We start from the raw sequence: 17,651 nt of genomic DNA, 5'->3' as shown, positions 1-17,651 counted from the left end.
GCAAATTTTCCAAGAAACAGGACTCAATCGTAATCTTTTATCAATTTTTCTAATGAGCATATCAATTAAAAACACATGAAAATGAATTTAATTCATGCATTTTAGTCAGGTAATGCTAGTCCTCAGGCTGAAGTCGATGTAACATATTGCGTCTTTATAAATTACTGTGATAGGACTTTCATGCGCGAGTATGCTGTTTTTACTTCGGAATCTGTGAGCGAAGGCCATCCAGATAAAATGGCTGACCAAATCAGTGACGCTATCTTGGATGCAATCTTAAAAGAAGACCCATACGCTAGGGTTGCATGCGAAACATTAGTAAAAACTGGTGCAGTCGTTCTTGCAGGTGAAATTACAACGACTGCAAATGTCGATTTTGAAACTATTGTCCGCAATACCGTAAATGGAATTGGCTATCACCATACCGATTTAGGTTTTGATGGTTCAACTTGTGCTGTGATTAACATGGTGGGTAAACAATCACCTGAAATTGCACAAGGTGTAGACCGTCAAAAACCAGAAGACCAAGGTGCAGGTGACCAAGGTTTAATGTTTGGTTATGCAAGCCGTGAAACTGATGTGTTGATGCCAGCACCGATTTCATATGCGCATCGCTTAATGGAAAAACAAGCTGAATTACGTCGTAACGGCGCACTACCGTGGTTACGCCCAGATGCAAAAAGCCAAGTAACATTTGCCTATGAAAATGGTAAACCTGTTCGCCTAGATGCAGTTGTTCTTTCAACTCAGCACGATCCTGAAATTTCACAAGCTAATCTTAAAGAAGCTGTGATTGAAGAAATCGTGAAAAAGATTATCCCTGCTGAAATGTTCCATGCAGGTACTAAATTTCACATCAACCCAACAGGGTTATTTGTGATTGGTGGTCCAGTGGGTGACTGTGGTTTAACCGGTCGTAAAATCATTGTCGATACTTACGGTGGTATGGCGCGTCATGGTGGCGGTGCTTTCTCGGGTAAAGATCCATCAAAAGTTGACCGTTCTGCTGCGTATGCAGGCCGTTATGTTGCAAAAAATATTGTTGCAGCAGGTTTGGCGGATAAATGTGAAATTCAAGTGTCTTATGCAATTGGTGTTGCTGAGCCGACTTCGATTTCGATCAACACATTTAATACAGGCAAAGTATCTGATGAATTGATTATCCAATTGGTTCGTGAGCATTTTGACTTACGTCCATACGGTATCACCCGTATGCTTGACCTAATTCAACCGATGTATAAGCAAACTGCTGCTTATGGTCATTTTGGTCGTGAAGGTTCAGATACTGCATTTACTTGGGAAAAAACAGATAAAGTTGAAGCGCTTAAAGCTTCTGCAAATTTGTAATTCTAGCCTAAGATCTAAATCTAAAAAAGCTCGCAAATGCGAGCTTTTTTATTGAATTAATGTTATCGGGATGAATACCTCAAAATTTTTCCTCCTCTACTCCACTTAATATCTATATCTTAAATATCTTATCGATATTTATAGCTTTAAAACATATCTAATGGTTTGTTTATTTTAATCATTAGCATGATGTAATTTTATTGTTCTTCAAAGCCCAATCAAACCTTTACACAATTCAACCAATCATTTACAGCACTTATTGACCACCTGATTTAGCATCTGGCTGTAACACACTCAATAAAGAAACTTGCGCTGGCGTTTCTGTATTGTGATTTTGCAAATAAATATGTCCCACTTTAAACGTTACTGCTGCAATCAAACAAGCAGCCAGACAAAACGTCCATAATCCATATGGGCTTTTAATATGTTGAGAGCCACATTTTGGACAAACTTTTTGTGTTGAACTGACCGCTTCATCACAACAAGCACAATGATATTGTAGAATCATATTCAGATCTCCTTTTATGGCGCTATTATTGTTTTTAATTATTACACTACAATTATATCCATATATGTAATGCAAAAAATCTGTTTCTTTTTTTAGTGTACATGATTCGTATCTTTTGACAAGATAAATTTGTTTCAATATATTCTCATGTAAGTTCAATAACTTAACTTTATATACTAAAAATAATTGATTATAAATCAACACCTATCAAATTGTGGATCATTCATTCAATATTCTGTATTACATTGATTCAAGCTATAATCTGTAAAGTGAAAGATATTGTTTTGGAGATTATTTTGGTACAGCTGATTAAAAAAGGCGGTTTAAGAGAGCGTGCAAATCGCAGTCGTAAATACACGCAATCTGAAAATAATATTAAAACCTTAGATCCACATCGCTATACCACTCAAGATCAAAACGATAGTCGCAATGATCAACAGTCACAACAACAACCCGTAAATCCTCAACAACATCCCGACCACTAAAACATTTTCAAGACATCGACCCAAAGGAAAATGGCAAATAATAAGAAAAAGCTTCCTGAAACAATATCGATATAACTTCCTGATTTTTGATAAACGCGTTTAATTTTAGGAATTGACATGATCATCATCAACAGACTGAAAACTAAAAATGTTTGTATTGGAATAATCACTGCCAACTGCGGTTTTAAATTTGCACCTGCTGTTGAACTCAATGCCAATGAAAAAACACTACTAAAATAAATCACAATCTTAGGATTAGCTAAATTGGTATAAAGCCCCAATAGAAAATAGTTTTTAGGGGGCTGCTCTATCACGCCATCTAAATTGGTATTTTGTTTAACTGTTGCAATGCCGCCTCTCAACATTGCATAGCCCATTTTAGCAAGGAATAAGCCCCCGATCAGCATCAAGACTTGTTGAATCCACGGCCATTGTTCCAATAAAACCGTAAAACCAAGCAAAGTTAATGCAACCCATACCACCACACCAGCAGAGATGCCTAGAATGATTTTTAAAGTATTGGCACGTGTTGTCGATGCTGAGCTTTTAGCGACAAGTAATACATCTGGACCAGGACTCAACTGTGCAACAAAGTGTAGTGCACAAATGGTCAATAACATCGACATAATAGAATCTTAGAAATTGTGACTCAGTGATTATATCGTTTGATCAAAAATATGTTTAAGAAATTATGCTTGCTTCCGTTGATTTCAGACATAAAAAAGCCGAATCATTGATTCAGCGTTCTATTCAATATCGTAGATTATATTTTACTTTTTATTTACATCTTTCAATTCAATTTGTTTATGCTGCGGTTCAACTTCATGCGCCTCACCATCAATAATGGTTGAATCAGGATATTGCCCACCAGATTGCTGGTTTTGCATATCCTGCATTTGACGCATCAAATCTGCAAATGGATTTTGACCTTGAGCACCACCCATGTCCCCCATTCCACCCATCATATTGTTCATCATGGCTTGTTGCTTTTTCGCCATATATTTCATACCTGCATTTTTAATTGCATTCTGTACAGGTGGAAGAATAACCAGTAACGCCAAGACATCGGTGATTAAACCTGGAATCATCAACAAAATGCCCGCAAATGCTGTCGCCATTTTTTTGGCAATTGCAGGATCATTTCCCATCATTCCTGTCATTTGCATTTGTTGTAATTGCGGCATAATTGTTGCGGTACTTGAACGCAACAAGTTTAAACCAATTACAAAAGCAATGATAAACCAGAAAAATACGTACCAACCGCTAATGAATTGGGCTACACCAATCCATACAGCAATTTCAAGAATCGTACCAATTAAAATAATAGGAAAAAGTTTCATCGAAACAAGGCATCTCAAAGATAAATTAAAAGTGAGCTTGAAAATTCACATATAAAAACAATGAATTTCGTTGCTTCTATCATTTATATGGGCAGTTAAAAATTTTTAAAGGGTAATTTTGTGTTCTGACAGCGATTTTATGTATTTGTGCGATTTATTGACAAAGATTTTATAAATAATGAGTACCCTAGCGTTGTGCTTAAGGGAAATAATACTGTTGTGTACTTTGATTATACAACTAAGTTAAAATTTTACTTACAATTCATTTTTAGAATCATATAATTGAAGCAAGACTTACGATAAGCAGTATTATGCCTTTAATTATTGGAATTGACCCCGGTTCACGTTTAACAGGTTATGGCATCATTGAAAAAGATGGTCAAAAACTTACTTTTGTTGATGCTGGTACAATTCGCACTGAAACAACAGAAATGCCTGAGCGACTCAAACGAATTTTTGCTGGAGTTGAACGTATTGTTCAGTTTCATGGCCCTACAGAAGCTGCTGTAGAGCAAGTATTTATGGCACAAAACCCTGATTCCGCTTTAAAACTTGGACAAGCGCGTGGCGCGGCAATTGCAGCATTGGTCAATTTAGACTTACAAGTTGCAGAATATACGGCCCGTCAAATTAAACAATCTGTTGTGGGCTATGGTGCTGCAGACAAAGAACAAGTTCAGATGATGGTAATGAAGTTACTTAACTTATCAATCCAACCCCAACAAGATGCTGCCGATGCACTCGCTGCAGCAATTTGCCATGCCCATGCTTCTGGCAGTATGAGCAAATTAGCTGTACTGAATGCTTTAGGCGGTATGGCTCGTGGGCGGAGTCGCAATAGTAGTCGTCGACGTTAATTTATATACACCACCAAAACGCCTCACTCTACCCATGTCAAAGTCCAAGCTATTGCAATCATCAACAAGTTATCGCTATCACCAAGATGATCTGAAAGGGTTTCTATTTATTGAGATGGTAGAGCCCATCTCAAGTGAGATAAGGCAAAGTATCTTTTCGAATCTCACGAATACTTGGCTGCTTCGTATAGGTTGCAATTAACATTTTTCCAGAAGTTCTTAGATTTTTCTTCTGTTCAGAATCAACACGAATCAATACCAACTCTTCAGGGATACGTGGATTACTCCCTTCACGACAAATTATAAAGTTTTGATTCCGTTCAAGAATAGTATAATTTGGAAATTCCTTTTGTAACTTCGCTTTGAATGACAAAGACTTATCTTCTTTTTTTCCACTATCGAGTTGGGTATAAATGATCAATACCAAACACGCAGCAAATACAATTCCAACAACTAAATATTTATCAATCATGTAATTTCACTCGAATATACTTCTGCTGTTTTTCATTATACTGATAAACATGGGTTTCATTTATAGGCACAATTTTAGCGATATCACCAACATAGATTTGTTGCGTACCAGAATAGTGAATTTCAATATCATACAAACCATCATGCTCAGTGCTTAAAAAACGATAATCAGCTTGTGTATTGTAGATTTTATCACTTCCTATCACTTCATTGTCATTCCCAATTTCTGCAACTTCCAATTTGACCATTGCAGGGTTTTCATCAAATGGGATGATATAGAGCGTGCTAGTTGAATAGCCTTGTCGACTATACGCTTGTTCTTCAACATAGCCTTTTATTCTCGGACCAATTTTTCGAATATTTTTAACTATATTTTCAGTCGGATAAGGCAAAGAATTAAAATCTGCATTCATCCAACTATTTTCATCCTGACTCTGGCTCACTAACTCAAATTGACCTAAAGCATTTTTCTTAAATAGGTAGATTTTAGTAAATGTTGCGCATACACCACAAAAGTTTAGTAATTCATTATTTTTATCTATCGAAACTTCTGTTGTACTTATAAGATAGCGCAACTCATTTTGAGCATTTTGATAAGCACTCGCAGGACTAAATACAATCACAGCATCATTACGATCAAAGACATGGGTATATTCGGCATTTTTAATCCCGACATACTGTATATTGCTCTGATCTAATTGAGGGATTTTGACATATTGGATCTGTTTTTGATAAAAAGATTTCATCACAGTTTTAAAGTCCAAATCTTTTAAAGCAATCTTATTCTTATTCGTCACAGCGTCTACTGGTTGTGCGACAAGCTCAGTATGAATACCGCACATCAAAATACAGCTTAATAAAATTTTGTTGATCATCATAGATAATATTGATTTATATCAGTATGTGGTTGCTATTCTAAATGATCTCTTTAACGGATCATCTTAAAATCAGTATAGTCTAAATCATGATTCAGGTTTTGTTGTTCAATACTAGTAACATCAGCACGTAAAGGCCCAACATAGCAATGACGAATCAAACTTAAAATCGCTTGTTCATCTCCGACCACAACAGCTTCAACCTCGCCTGTAGTTAGATTTTTCACATAGCCTTTTAAATTCAATTGTAAGGCTTCTTTTTCAAACCAACGACGATAGCCTACAGCTTGAACTTTACCACGAATTAACAATTTTACCGCTTTCATCACATACTCACTCCTGACAATGAAAGATTGACCACATAATACACAGCATCACGCATTTGCTGGGCCTGTAAACCACGCATACCGTTTTTTGCGAGCCTATCACCTGCCAAAGCATGTAAGGTGACAATTTCATGTAAGTGAATATTTTCATCAAATTGTGCTTTTAAACTGGCAATCATTCCTGCAAGAACATCTCCCATCCCACCAGTGCCCATGCCTGCATTCCCCGCAGTACAGATCCATAGATGCTTTTCTAAAATCAAACTTCCAGAACCTTTAAGTACCCATTGTCCTGAATATTTTTGCTGAAGTTTTTGAATCGCAGCAATACGATCATTTTCAATCTCTGCCACTGAGCAATTTAATAATTTAGCAGCCTCACCTGGATGAGGCGTCAGGTAAGTTCGTTGATTGAGTTGAACAGCTTGTTCAGCTAAAAACCACAAAGCATCAGCATCTAAAACCACTTGCAGCTGTGGGGTTAAATGAATGGGTGAAAACCATTTTGAAAATTGTTGTTTCGCCCAAGCATCACGCCCTAAACCCATTCCAAAACTGACAGCATCCACATGGCTTAATAAATTTTGAATATCCACATCAGTTAAAGCGTTGATATCTCTCAGCATGATGTTAGGAGAGCGTGCCAGAATTGCAGTGTGATGTTTGGCATGACATACAATCGTGACTTTTCCAGCACCCGCACTAAATGCAGATTCAGCAGCTAACATGACTGCACCGCCCATCTCTGCATGCCCACCGACCACCAAAACATGCCCATAACTGCCTTTATGACCGAACGCTTGGCGTTGTGGTAATTGAATCTGGGTGGGTGACAACTGTGCGACCGCTTTTAATTGTGGGTCTATAGGAACAATTGAAATGAGCTCAATTTGACCCGCATATTCTCGACCTTGTCCTGTAAACAAGCCCGCTTTAAGACCTAAAACAGTCAATGTTTGATCTGCTTTTACCGCCAGAGGTAATGGTTGTCCTGTATTAGCATTTAAACCACTTGGAATATCAATCGCTACTTTTAAACCTGATTGAGCATTATAGTGTTGAATAATTGCTTGCAATGCATCATCCAAATCACGGTTTAAACCAATACCAAACAGTGCATCAATATGACAATCAAAGCGCTTTTGGATATTAAAATGTGGGTGGATTTTGATTTTATCTTTCTGTACTAACTCAATTGCCGCCTTTAACTGCTGAGAATGCCCTGCTTCAGTTGCAAATATTTCGACTTGATAACCGTATTGATGCAAATAATGGGCAACACAATAGCCATCACCTGCGTTATTTCCTGCACCGCACCACAGCGCAACAGTGGTAATTTGGGGAGAAGCTTGTTGAAACAAAATATTTAAGCGTTGCGCAATCGACCAAGCCACCTGTTGCATTAAACCAAAAACGCTATTTTGCTGAGCAAACCAACGCGCTTCCCATGCTTGTATTTCACGGCTGTGATAAACTTGCTGATGCATCATTCTGTCCTTTTCTTCTCACTATTTTATAGCGCATTGATTCATTATGTCGGCAACTTTAACTTCGCAATCCATTCCCTTGCAACAGCTTGATCTTCAAGAACTAAAATCTTGGATCAAACAACAGGCTTTGCAACTGGGCTTTGCTGATTGTGTCATTGCTCGTCCTGATGCTCAAGCTGAATTACCACGATTTAAAGAATATTTAAAACGCGGATACCATGGCGATATGAAGTTTTTAGAAGAAAATTTAGAAAAAAGAGCGGATCCAACACTACTGATTCCAGGCACAAAAAGTATCATCTGTGTACGAATGAATTATTTGGTGGAAACACCAAAACCGCGTTATGTACCAGATGAGCCCAATGCAGCAATTATTGCCCGTTATGCACGTGGACGTGACTATCATAAAATCATGCGTGGTCGGCTAAAAACCTTGGCAACCCTCATTAAAGAAAAAGTTGGTCCGTTTGAATCCCGTCCCTTTGCCGACTCAGCGCCGGTATTTGAAAAATCATTGGCAGAAAGTGCGGGTATGGGATGGACTGGTAAACATACTTTATTGATTCATAAAAAATCGGGTTCTTTTTTTGTTTTAGGTGAATTATTTACTTCACTTGATTTGCCCTTTGATGAACCAGCAACGCATCATTGTGGTTCATGCTCAGCCTGTATCGATATTTGCCCAACTCAGGCGATTGTTGAGCCGTATATGCTGGATGCGCGCAGATGTATCGCCTATTTAACCATCGAATATAAAGGAATCATTCCTGAAGAGTTAAGACGTGGTATTGGTAACCGTGTTTTTGGCTGTGATGACTGTCAACTGATTTGTCCTTGGAACAGTTTTGCCAAAAAAGCTTCGATTGAAGACTTTAACCCACGTCATAGCTTAGACCATATTAACTTATTGGATTTATGGCAATGGGATGAACAAACCTTCCTCAATTGTACTGAAGGTAGCCCCATCCGACGTACAGGCTTTCAAAGTTTTATGCGCAATATTGCAATTGGCTTAGGTAATGCACCGTATTCAGCTCAAATTATTGCAGCATTGACCCAAAATAGAGCCTTACATGATGAAGTTGTGCAAGTCCATATTGATTGGGCAATTACCGAGCAAAACGCTAAACAACACCAAATTTCAGCCCATTGATGCCCTTAAATTGTGCCGAGTGATAATTTTCAGATCGTTGCAAAGTTCGTAATTTTTGAATATTTTAATCACCAATACACTGAAGTTAATAAAAATTAAAGTTAAAATTTTGTGAGTAAATCACAAGGAATGTGGTTAACTTTGCAACTATATTTATAATTTTAGTTTTCTATACTCTTGATCTTTTTAATCGTAAGATACCATCGTATTTGGACTTTTTTGCCCTATGGAATTGGCATGAATTATGTATTATATACAGGGATAGATAATGATTATCATGGATTTAATTAATGACAGTACGTAATGACTGGGCTCGTGAAGAAATTCAAGCTTTATATGAACAGCCTTTTTTAGACTTAGTTTTCAAAGCACAGCAAACTCATCGTGAACACTTTGATGCCAATACCATTCAAGTCAGTACTTTACTTTCAATTAAAACTGGTAAGTGTCCTGAAGATTGCAAATATTGTTCGCAATCTGCACGCTATGATTCAAAATTAGAAGCTGAAAAACGTATTGCAGTTGATAAAGTGATCAGTGAAGCAAAAGAAGCCATTGAATCAGGTTCTTCACGTTTTTGTATGGGTGCAGCATGGCGAAACCCACATGAGCGTGATATGCCTTATGTCCTCGAAATGGTGCGCGAAGTTAAAGCATTAGGTTTAGAAACCTGTATGACACTGGGTATGCTTAACCAATCACAAGCTGAACGTTTACATGCAGCAGGCCTAGATTATTACAATCATAACTTAGATACATCGCGTGAATACTATTCACATATCATCAGCACCCGTACTTTTGATGATCGCTTAGACACCTTGGATCATGTCCGTAATGCGGGGATGAAAGTCTGTAGTGGCGGTATTGTTGGATTGGGTGAAAATCGTAATGATCGTATTGGTTTATTACATGAATTAGCAACCCTGCCTGTTCATCCTGAATCTGTACCTATCAATATGCTTGTTCCAATTGAAGGCACGCCTCTTGCAGATGTTGAAAAACTTGATGTCACAGAATGGATTCGTACGATTGCGGTTGCGCGTATTATTATGCCACACAGCTATATCCGTCTTTCTGCTGGACGTGAATCTCTCACAGACTCAGATCAAGCTTTAGCCTTTATGGCCGGTGCAAACTCGCTATTTAGTGGTGAAAAATTATTAACCACACCAAATGCTGGTGAAGGCAAAGACAAACAATTGTTTAATAAGCTAGGTCTAAAAGCAGAAAAAGCCAAGCCAACCGTGGCTGAGCTTTCTGTAGATGCGATGGCGAGTTAATTTAGCGTTTTTTCTAACACCACTTGAGATCAAGTGGTGTTAGCACTTCCCAGCTAATTCTTTTTATTATCATTGCTATGATTACTTTTTCTACGACTCACTTTACCCTTGTTAAATAATCATCACACTGTTCTTTTTCTGCATTTGATCTACGATATCATCTGTGGCAAAGCCAAGTCGCCAATACAGCAATTGCAGTACATCTAATTCATCTTGGGTAATAATTCGATCATTCCACAAACAAATTTCAGCCACACCCAAAATACTCAGGCGATCACGTAATAATAACCCTGCAATATCATTTAAGATTTCACCCAAATCAATAGGTTCATCTGAGATTTCTTCAAACAGTTCTAACTCATCCTTAGACAAAACCCGTTCTAAAATCTCATAACGGACATCAAGCTGATTGGCACTGTTAATTTGCTGTACATGCAGCAAGGCATCAATCAAGCGCACAATTTGCGGCTTCACCGTTTCCAAGGATGACGGTGTATGCATCGGCAACAAATGCAATTCAGCTTTTACACGCTCAATCAGCAATGCATCCAACAAACCAATCTCACCATCTTCTTGAATAATTTTCGCAAGCTTGGTGACAAATTGACGTGCACTGGTCGCAGGCATATTACCAAGGTTTTCACAGGCATCATGGAAAATTTGAATATGTACCCGACCATCTAAATTTAAAAGTGAGTCAATAATGGCACGACTTACCTCCGCATCAGACGGAATAAACTCGCGATACTGTCGAATCATTAAGATGGCGACCATTACCTCACGAGAACCCGTTGCCGTTTGCATAGCACGCTGAATCAATTCTGAACGCTCAATTTGACGGCGTACTTCTGGATTTAAAGGTTTAATTGCATCGTTTAAGGCAAAACTAATTGGGGATAAGCGTAATAAAGGTAAAGGCTGTGGAGATACCCACGGGTTATAAACGTCCCCTGTTGATTCTTCCAAAGGGCGTAACAAACTAAATAAAGGCTGACTACGTAATTTTTTTAAATTTTCCAGCTGTAGATCCTGTAACAGTGTCGGATTTAACTCATAAATACGGTCTTCAATACTTGGATGGATATTTAACCAACTTTGCGGACTTAAGGAATTGGCAAAACACATATGAGCAATGGCTTCAGAAAACTCACTATGAATTTGAGAACCTGCATGATGGACATAGATACGCAATAAGGTTTGTACATTGGCATTATTGAGCAATAATTTTTTAGTTTTATAATCGTTATAAAAAGTACGCCCACCCAAAGTGAAATATTTAATCAAACGATTAATTAAAACCCCCATACTGCCGAGTAGCCAAATTACCCCACCCACTGCGACAAAACTGGTTTCAAATTTATGCTGATTTCCCTTGGCGTTATAACGATTAAAGCCCTGCTTTGCGATTTTGCTTCCCAACTGACTAAAGGTAATTAAACCACTATATAAAATTTTAAGTCGGGTATTTTCTCGTGCTTCACCGGATAGAATTTGATTAAACTCATGCCCTAATAAACCATAAAGTTCTAATTCATCCAGATTCTGTAATGCGCCCCAAGTCAAGATAATCACCGTATCTCTTGGATGAAACCCAGCAGTTAAAGCATTAACCCCAACTTCATCTGGCAATACATATAATGTAGGTGCATCAATCTCAAAAGTCTCTGCAAATTTATCTGCGAGTTTTAAGGCCACACTTTCTTCCGGAGTGCTTTCAATTTGACTTAAACGACGGGCTTTTAATTGCTTTGCAAGTGAGTGACCACCTGTACGGAACACATAAAATTCATATGCGATTGACCAACCAATGATGACAATGATCAAACCGACACAGTAAGGACTGAGGATATTCCACCAGATCTCTTGATCTGGATCCACATAGTGAACCAGCAATCCTAAAACAGTATTTAGAATAAAAATGGTCAAAATGACCGCAAGTAAGCAAATACTTGCAGACCACAACATATTCTTGTTTTTTATCAAATAATGACTGACATCTTTCAATGTAAAATTCCTCATTACATTGCAAAATACTATAAATGAAAAAAGCGGGAACTTCCCGCTTTTTCTCAAAGTAAATCAAAGTTGCTTACATTTCTTCTTTGATACCGCTTAAATCCACAGATGCTGCATCGATATTGACATCAATATAACCATCTTTTTCTTTTTTCGCAGTATCACTACGACTTTGCTCAAGATCAGTTAAATATTGCTCATCAATATCGCCTGTGACATAAACACCGTCGAATACTGAACAATCAAAATCTTGAATGACAGGTACTTTACTGGTTCTTACTGCTGCTTTTAAATCATCCAAGTCTTGGAAGATTAAACGATCAGCACCAATGATCTCCTGAATTTCCTCAACACTACGATGTGAAGCAATCAACTCTGCTTTTGCTGGCATATCAATACCGTACACATTTGGATATTTCACCATTGGTGCAGCAGAAGCAAAATAGACTTTTTTCGCACCCGCATCACGTGCCATTTGAATGATTTCATTACAAGTGGTACCACGTACAATCGAATCATCAACCAACAAAACGTTCTTGCCTTTAAACTCAAGCTCTACAGGATTAAGCTTTTGACGAACAGATTTGGTACGTTGTTGCTGACCCGGCATAATAAAGGTACGACCGATATAACGGTTTTTCATGAAACCTTCACGGAATTTCACACCCAACATATTCGCCAATTCTAAAGCAGAAGTACGGCTCGTATCTGGAATTGGAATCACCACGTCGATGTCATGCATATCGCCCCATTCACGAAGAATTTTCTTCGCAAGGGTTTCACCCATTTTCAAGCGTGCTTTATATACCGAAATACCATCGATGGTTGCATCAGGACGCGCAAAATAGACATATTCAAAAATACATGGGCGGTAACGCGAATTTGCCGCACACTGTTGTGAAAAGAACTCACCTTTTGAATTGATAAAGATCGCTTCACCAGGCTCAATATCACGTTCTACTTTAAAACCTAACGCGGTAATCGCAACAGATTCAGAAGCGATAATATATTCTGTTTCACCATTTTCAGTTAAACGTGAACCATAGATCAGTGGACGAATACCATTGGGATCACGAAAACCTACGATACCATGCCCTGTGATCATTGCAACGACACCATAAGCACCTTTACAACGCTCATGCACACGTTTAACTGTATGAAAAATATCTTCAGGCATTGGCGTTAATGATGCACATTTTTGCAATTCATGAGCAAAAACGTTTAGCAATACTTCTGAGTCTGAGTCCGTATTCATATGACGTAAGTCAGTTTTGAATAAGTCATCGTGAATATCAGCCGCATTGGTTAAGTTACCATTATGCGCCAATGTAATCCCATAAGGTGAGTTTACATAGAAAGGCTGCGCTTCTGCACTACTTGAAGAACCAGCAGTTGGATAACGCACGTGACCAATACCATAGTTACCGAGTAATGCGCGCATGTGGCGAGTATGAAATACATCACGTACCATACCATTATCTTTTCTTAGAAAAAGACGTCCATTATGACAAGTCACAATCCCAGCCGCATCTTGCCCACGATGTTGTAACATCGTCAACGCATCAAATAACATTTGGTTTACAGGTGCTTTACCTGCTATACCAACGACTCCACACATAACTACCTCGCAGACCAGCTAGGACTAATAAAACGGATTCTTTGTCGAATGTGCTGATTTTTCATCGCTTTGAGTATCCGATGATCGATCAGCCTTAGTTACAGAAGTATCATCGGAACGATCTTCTGAATGTATATGATGTAATGCTTCATTTGCAGCATCTTTAGAGATTTCAGATGCCAAAGGTGCAAATGGTAACAGCGTCTGAATGAATTTGGATTGTTTCCACGTTGGAGAACTTTCAACCCACGGTCCCAAACCTTGCATAGTAATGAGGACGATGAACAAACCTTTCAAGGTCCCTAAAGCACTTCCAGCTAAACGATTTAACGGCCCGAGTTTTAAAGTTTTTAAAATCTGATTGAGTAAGGCGGTGACAATCCATGTTAAAACAATAATGACCAAGACAATAAAAGCAAATGCAGCAATTTTCTGCACCACAGGATCCTGACTGAGTGCAGACATTGAAGGTGCGATGATATTGGCATATTTAGCACCGACAATCAGTGCAAAAATCCATCCTATCAAGTTCGCAAAGGCTTTCACGAATCCTTGTCGCAAACCGTTTAGCCCTCCAATGAGCAATAGAATCAGAATAATAATGTCTAAGGTATTCATATTTTAAATCATAGCGTCAACACAGTCTTTAATGAGTGTAGGACCTGTATAGATCATACCACTATAAATTTGGACTAAGCTTGCACCGGCTTGTTGTTTTGCAACAGCTTGTTCACCAGATAAAATTCCACCAACACCAATCAAAGGAATTTTACCTTGTAAAATTTTTGAAAAAGCCGCCAAACATGCCGTGCTCTTTTCAAATACGGGCGCACCTGACAAACCACCCGCTTCATCACCAAATGGCAAACCTTCAACACCCTCACGGGATAATGTTGTATTGGTCACAATCAATCCATCAATTTTAAACTGCAACAATTGTGATGCAATAAATTCGATATCTGAAGCTTCTAGATCTGGTGCAACTTTCAACACTAAAGGAACATAGTGTTGCAATTCTTCTGCCAACTCTAACTGACGTTTTTTGAGTGTTTCCAAAAGTTCAGTGAGCGCATGACCACTTTGTAAAGAACGTAAATTCTTGGTATTTGGAGATGAGATATTAACAGTAATATAAGATGCGTAGTTATAAACTTTTTCAAGACAAACTAAATAATCAGAAACTGCATCTTCAACTGGTGTTGTGGCATTTTTACCAATATTGATACCAAGAATGCCTTTAAATTTTGCGGCTTTAACATTCTCAACCAATTGATCCACACCATCATTATTAAACCCCATACGGTTAATAATTGCTTTGGCTTGAGGAATACGGAAAAGGCGTGGCTTGGGATTGCCCTCTTGTGGCTTAGGCGTAATGGTTCCAATTTCAATAAAACCAAATCCTAAACCCGCTAAGGCATCGATATAAGCGCCATTTTTATCCAGTCCCGCTGCTAAACCAACTGGATTTGGAAACTCAATTCCCATGCAAGTGACTGGTTTGGCAGCTACAGTTTGACGAATCGCCCCCATTTTATGGGCAGATTTAAGCATGGATAATGTGAGTTCATGTGCACGCTCTGGTGCTAAAGAAAACAACAAAGGGCGAGCAAGTGAATACATCATAGCTACAAAAGTCTACTGCTTTTTAAGTTGCCATATTATAGGCACAGTATGTTGAAAAGGCTATGCTTGAACTGTGTTTATTTTCACTACTACTGTACCGTCGCTGTTAATTTAATCTGCCCACCTTCTTTGGCTAACTCCATCTTTTCCAAACTCACACCCATTTGGGCAATTTGGGTTAAAAAGTTAGCTAAAACCGCATAGTTTTGATGTTGTGCAATAATCTGAAATTGCTCACCCACTTGCTGCGAGGCAACCGAAAGCCCTTGTTGTTGTGCCACACGCTGAATTTTATCTGCAGTGGTTAAGGCCAAATCATCTGCGGGCTTCATGGTCACTACATTACTCTGCATCCACACCACAAGATCTTTCATCTGATTTAAACGTGCTTGCTGTTTTTCGGCAGCTTTATGGGTGTACCACAACGCCGCACCCACAATTGCCACAATGACAAAAATCGTGGTGAAAATAACCATGACACGTTCACGTGGAGATATTTTTTCTAAATTCTCTGCGATTTTCTCAGACCATACATCCAGTCGATTTTGCACATTTTCCATTGTTTTCATTATTGTATCTTCACCAAACCAACGACAGATGCACCTTGCGTCTGAACATTGCCTAATTCTGCTTTAAAGCCTTGTTGATTGAGTTGCGTCACCAAGGTTTGTAAGCCTTCAGCATTTTTCGCCACCAGATCCATATTTAACACTGCTGTATCATAATTTACACGACTGGCAATAATCTGATGCTGCATTAAAATTGGCCCAACACGACTGAGTAATTGTAAAGCTTGGGTATTTGCACTCTGACTTAAAGCCAATTTATTTTTAAACTGACGTTCTACAGACTCTTCTGTAATCCGTTGCTCATTTGGAAACCATTTTTTGTACTGATCCACTGCAATCAAAGCTGTTTGATCCGCAACTTTCTTCAGCTTAATCCAACGCAAAGCATCGTAACTCAATTGCGCAATGATCAAAACAACCACCAAAACTGCACAGGCTTGCCAATAACGGGAAACACCTTGATTGGCTTGCTTGGCTTTTGGCAATACATTATAAGGATGTAGTTTCGGTTTTTTTATTTCACTAAATTGATAATCAAAAGGCTCACGCTGATCCGCTGTAGCAATGGCAAATAAGCTGACCGCTTGCTCATCTGTCAATCCGCTATATAAATAGCTTTTCTCTCGATCAGCGAAATCCAAATATACATTCAGATCATCAATCGAATTACCAAGGAACTCGCCTTCTCGAACCAATAACTGTCCGTTGACATTGGCCAAAATCGTCTGTCCGACTTCTGGTACAGGCAGCATCAAAAAGTCAGGTAATAAAGAGACGATTTTTAACGGAATCAATGACAAGGAATGCTGCATTGTGGTGACAGCATATTGATGAATCCCCAATATTGAAACCTGATCGGGTTGTTGAAAGTGTGAAAACACTTTCATCTGATCAATCGGCAAAATCACATATTCTTCTAATAAATATTTGACACCATCTACACCCAATTGTTTATATTGAGTTTTACTAAATTTCTGTTGAAGAATTTGCACTTCACGACTTGGGAAGAAAACCACAGCTTCTTCACCTTGGTAAAGTTTAATATCTTGTATTAATTGTTCTAGGCTCGAAGATTTAGTCCAATCACTTCCTCGAGACCACTGCCAAACCCCATTGGCTTCAGGCATCCATAAGTACAACATTTATCGTTTTCTGCCGTTAAGTTCTTTTAACAATGCTTTTATACAGTTGGAATAAAGGCTTTATCTTGTGTAGATAGACCATTTGCAATCACAGTTTGCTCATAAATACGAGCCTCTGCCAAGGCAAAAGGATTAAAATGCTCATGTGTCAGTTGTTCTGCAATATGTGCCACAACATTCATATGACATACCACCACAATACGTTCAAATGGCAATTGTGACAACCATTCGATTGCTAATTTTGCATCATCATCTGGCTTTATTTTGTCACAGACCAATACAGATACATTCGGGAAGTAAGTCTGTATGTGCGCCAATGTTTCTTGTGCTCTCAATAAAGTGCTGACAACAAATACATCCGGCTGTACGATTTCTTTTAAAAAATTAGCCGTTTGTTGTGCTTGTAAATGCCCACGTTGTGTTAAAGGCCGTTTACTATCCACCCCATTGACGGGTGGAGCTGCTTCACCATGACGCACCAAAGTCAGTTGCATAAGATTTCCTTTTTAATACTGCACTGATTATAACGAGGCTTTGTTACAAATCCA

General features: G+C 38.5%; 19 protein-coding genes. 5 read left to right on the top strand and 14 right to left on the bottom strand.

All coding sequences use genetic code 11. The annotated features are described in order from the left end of the window. Positions 1-180 precede the first annotated feature (180 nt). Positions 181-1,347, top strand: coding sequence for a methionine adenosyltransferase (metK, locus tag F981_RS05745; RefSeq protein ID WP_004719464.1), 1,167 nt, complete (start codon positions 181-183; stop codon positions 1,345-1,347). Between the two features lie 256 nt (positions 1,348-1,603). Here metK and F981_RS05740 read toward each other — a convergent pair whose 3' ends face one another. After that, on the bottom strand, positions 1,604-1,855 hold the full coding sequence (locus F981_RS05740; RefSeq protein WP_004719463.1) for a hypothetical protein: 252 nt from the start codon (positions 1,853-1,855) through the stop codon (positions 1,604-1,606). Positions 1,856-2,151: 296 nt separating this feature from the next. Between F981_RS05740 and F981_RS05735 the strand changes: the two genes are divergently transcribed. After that, entirely contained in the window at positions 2,152-2,340 is a 189-nt protein-coding gene (locus F981_RS05735) for a hypothetical protein (protein ID WP_016539348.1), read from the top strand. Here F981_RS05735 and F981_RS05730 read toward each other — a convergent pair. Both F981_RS05730 and F981_RS05725 read right to left on the bottom strand, forming a co-directional pair. Further along, positions 2,337-2,966, bottom strand: a complete 630-nt coding sequence (locus F981_RS05730) for a LysE family transporter (protein ID WP_004719461.1) — start codon at positions 2,964-2,966, stop codon at positions 2,337-2,339. The genes F981_RS05735 and F981_RS05730 overlap by 4 nt on opposite strands. Before the next feature lie 144 nt (positions 2,967-3,110). After that, entirely contained in the window at positions 3,111-3,680 is a 570-nt protein-coding gene (locus F981_RS05725) for an FxsA family protein (RefSeq protein ID WP_004719460.1), read from the bottom strand. A gap of 311 nt (positions 3,681-3,991) precedes the next feature. Between F981_RS05725 and ruvC the strand changes: the two genes are divergently transcribed. Next, entirely contained in the window at positions 3,992-4,537 is a 546-nt protein-coding gene (gene ruvC / locus F981_RS05720) for a crossover junction endodeoxyribonuclease RuvC (protein ID WP_004719459.1), read from the top strand. A gap of 130 nt (positions 4,538-4,667) precedes the next feature. On the opposite strand, the gene F981_RS05715 is transcribed toward ruvC, so the two are convergent. From F981_RS05715 to F981_RS05700, 4 genes are read right to left on the bottom strand one after another with little or no spacing between them, the layout of a single operon-like run. Further along, positions 4,668-5,009, bottom strand: a complete 342-nt coding sequence (locus F981_RS05715) for a hypothetical protein (RefSeq protein WP_004719458.1) — start codon at positions 5,007-5,009, stop codon at positions 4,668-4,670. Next, the gene (locus F981_RS05710; RefSeq protein ID WP_004719457.1) at positions 5,002-5,886 is read right to left on the bottom strand and encodes a hypothetical protein; all 885 of its coding nucleotides are present in this window, start codon (positions 5,884-5,886) and stop codon (positions 5,002-5,004) included. Before F981_RS05710 ends, F981_RS05715 begins: the two co-directional genes overlap by 8 nt. A 50-nt stretch (positions 5,887-5,936) precedes the next feature. Continuing rightward, the gene (locus tag F981_RS05705; RefSeq protein WP_004719454.1) at positions 5,937-6,209 is read right to left on the bottom strand and encodes an acylphosphatase; all 273 of its coding nucleotides are present in this window, start codon (positions 6,207-6,209) and stop codon (positions 5,937-5,939) included. Then, on the bottom strand, positions 6,209-7,696 hold the full coding sequence (locus F981_RS05700) for a bifunctional ADP-dependent NAD(P)H-hydrate dehydratase/NAD(P)H-hydrate epimerase (protein WP_004719453.1): 1,488 nt from the start codon (positions 7,694-7,696) through the stop codon (positions 6,209-6,211). Before F981_RS05700 ends, F981_RS05705 begins: the two co-directional genes overlap by 1 nt. A gap of 46 nt (positions 7,697-7,742) precedes the next feature. On the opposite strand from F981_RS05700, the gene queG reads away from it, so the two are divergent. Both queG and bioB read left to right on the top strand, forming a co-directional pair. After that, positions 7,743-8,852, top strand: coding sequence for a tRNA epoxyqueuosine(34) reductase QueG (gene queG, locus F981_RS05695; protein ID WP_004719451.1), 1,110 nt, complete (start codon positions 7,743-7,745; stop codon positions 8,850-8,852). Between the two features lie 290 nt (positions 8,853-9,142). Further along, positions 9,143-10,132: a biotin synthase BioB gene (gene bioB / locus F981_RS05690; protein ID WP_004719449.1), complete on the top strand. Its 990-nt coding sequence runs from the start codon at positions 9,143-9,145 to the stop codon at positions 10,130-10,132. A gap of 111 nt (positions 10,133-10,243) precedes the next feature. Here bioB and F981_RS05685 read toward each other — a convergent pair whose 3' ends face one another. From F981_RS05685 to F981_RS05655, 7 genes are all read right to left on the bottom strand, one after another. Next, complete coding sequence (locus F981_RS05685; RefSeq protein ID WP_004719448.1) at positions 10,244-12,136, bottom strand: M48 family metalloprotease; 1,893 nt, start codon at positions 12,134-12,136, stop codon at positions 10,244-10,246. Between the two features lie 85 nt (positions 12,137-12,221). After that, complete coding sequence (gene purF, locus F981_RS05680) at positions 12,222-13,766, bottom strand: amidophosphoribosyltransferase (protein WP_004719445.1); 1,545 nt, start codon at positions 13,764-13,766, stop codon at positions 12,222-12,224. A gap of 24 nt (positions 13,767-13,790) precedes the next feature. After that, on the bottom strand, positions 13,791-14,384 hold the full coding sequence (locus F981_RS05675) for a CvpA family protein (RefSeq protein WP_004719444.1): 594 nt from the start codon (positions 14,382-14,384) through the stop codon (positions 13,791-13,793). A gap of 3 nt (positions 14,385-14,387) precedes the next feature. Then, positions 14,388-15,392: a quinone-dependent dihydroorotate dehydrogenase gene (locus tag F981_RS05670; RefSeq protein WP_004719442.1), complete on the bottom strand. Its 1,005-nt coding sequence runs from the start codon at positions 15,390-15,392 to the stop codon at positions 14,388-14,390. Positions 15,393-15,481: 89 nt separating this feature from the next. Next, positions 15,482-15,961 carry a type II secretion system protein GspM gene (gene gspM, locus F981_RS05665; protein ID WP_004719439.1) on the bottom strand — a complete coding sequence of 160 codons (480 nt, stop codon included), beginning with the start codon at positions 15,959-15,961 and terminating at the stop codon, positions 15,482-15,484. Next, entirely contained in the window at positions 15,961-17,103 is a 1,143-nt protein-coding gene (gspL, locus tag F981_RS05660) for a type II secretion system protein GspL (RefSeq protein WP_004719438.1), read from the bottom strand. The genes gspM and gspL overlap by 1 nt, the downstream gene beginning before the upstream one ends. A 38-nt stretch (positions 17,104-17,141) precedes the next feature. Next, positions 17,142-17,597, bottom strand: coding sequence for a SixA phosphatase family protein (locus F981_RS05655; RefSeq protein ID WP_004719435.1), 456 nt, complete (start codon positions 17,595-17,597; stop codon positions 17,142-17,144). Between the last annotated feature and the right edge of the window lie 54 nt (positions 17,598-17,651).

Origin of the sequence: Acinetobacter guillouiae CIP 63.46, assembly GCF_000368145.1 — a bacterium.
GTDB lineage: Bacteria > Pseudomonadota > Gammaproteobacteria > Pseudomonadales > Moraxellaceae > Acinetobacter > Acinetobacter guillouiae.
The sequence above is the reverse complement of the archived record's forward strand: the minus strand, read 5'-3'. Positions and strand labels throughout refer to the sequence as shown.

Bases quoted from the DNA above. Each gene is read 5' to 3' on its own strand.
- metK (WP_004719464.1), top strand. From the start codon at position 181: ATGCGCGAGTATGCTGTTTTTACTTCGGAATCTGTGAGCGAAGGCCAT.
- F981_RS05740 (WP_004719463.1), bottom strand. From the start codon at position 1,855: ATGATTCTACAATATCATTGTGCTTGTTGTGATGAAGCGGTCAGTTCA.
- F981_RS05730 (WP_004719461.1), bottom strand. From the start codon at position 2,966: ATGTCGATGTTATTGACCATTTGTGCACTACACTTTGTTGCACAGTTG.
- F981_RS05725 (WP_004719460.1), bottom strand. From the start codon at position 3,680: ATGAAACTTTTTCCTATTATTTTAATTGGTACGATTCTTGAAATTGCT.
- ruvC (WP_004719459.1), top strand. From the start codon at position 3,992: ATGCCTTTAATTATTGGAATTGACCCCGGTTCACGTTTAACAGGTTAT.
- F981_RS05715 (WP_004719458.1), bottom strand. From the start codon at position 5,009: ATGATTGATAAATATTTAGTTGTTGGAATTGTATTTGCTGCGTGTTTG.
- F981_RS05710 (WP_004719457.1), bottom strand. From the start codon at position 5,886: ATGATGATCAACAAAATTTTATTAAGCTGTATTTTGATGTGCGGTATT.
- F981_RS05705 (WP_004719454.1), bottom strand. From the start codon at position 6,209: ATGAAAGCGGTAAAATTGTTAATTCGTGGTAAAGTTCAAGCTGTAGGC.
- F981_RS05700 (WP_004719453.1), bottom strand. From the start codon at position 7,696: ATGCATCAGCAAGTTTATCACAGCCGTGAAATACAAGCATGGGAAGCG.
- queG (WP_004719451.1), top strand. From the start codon at position 7,743: ATGTCGGCAACTTTAACTTCGCAATCCATTCCCTTGCAACAGCTTGAT.
- bioB (WP_004719449.1), top strand. From the start codon at position 9,143: ATGACAGTACGTAATGACTGGGCTCGTGAAGAAATTCAAGCTTTATAT.
- purF (WP_004719445.1), bottom strand. From the start codon at position 13,766: ATGTGTGGAGTCGTTGGTATAGCAGGTAAAGCACCTGTAAACCAAATG.
- F981_RS05675 (WP_004719444.1), bottom strand. From the start codon at position 14,384: ATGAATACCTTAGACATTATTATTCTGATTCTATTGCTCATTGGAGGG.
- F981_RS05670 (WP_004719442.1), bottom strand. From the start codon at position 15,392: ATGATGTATTCACTTGCTCGCCCTTTGTTGTTTTCTTTAGCACCAGAG.
- gspM (WP_004719439.1), bottom strand. From the start codon at position 15,961: ATGAAAACAATGGAAAATGTGCAAAATCGACTGGATGTATGGTCTGAG.
- gspL (WP_004719438.1), bottom strand. From the start codon at position 17,103: ATGTTGTACTTATGGATGCCTGAAGCCAATGGGGTTTGGCAGTGGTCT.
- F981_RS05655 (WP_004719435.1), bottom strand. From the start codon at position 17,597: ATGCAACTGACTTTGGTGCGTCATGGTGAAGCAGCTCCACCCGTCAAT.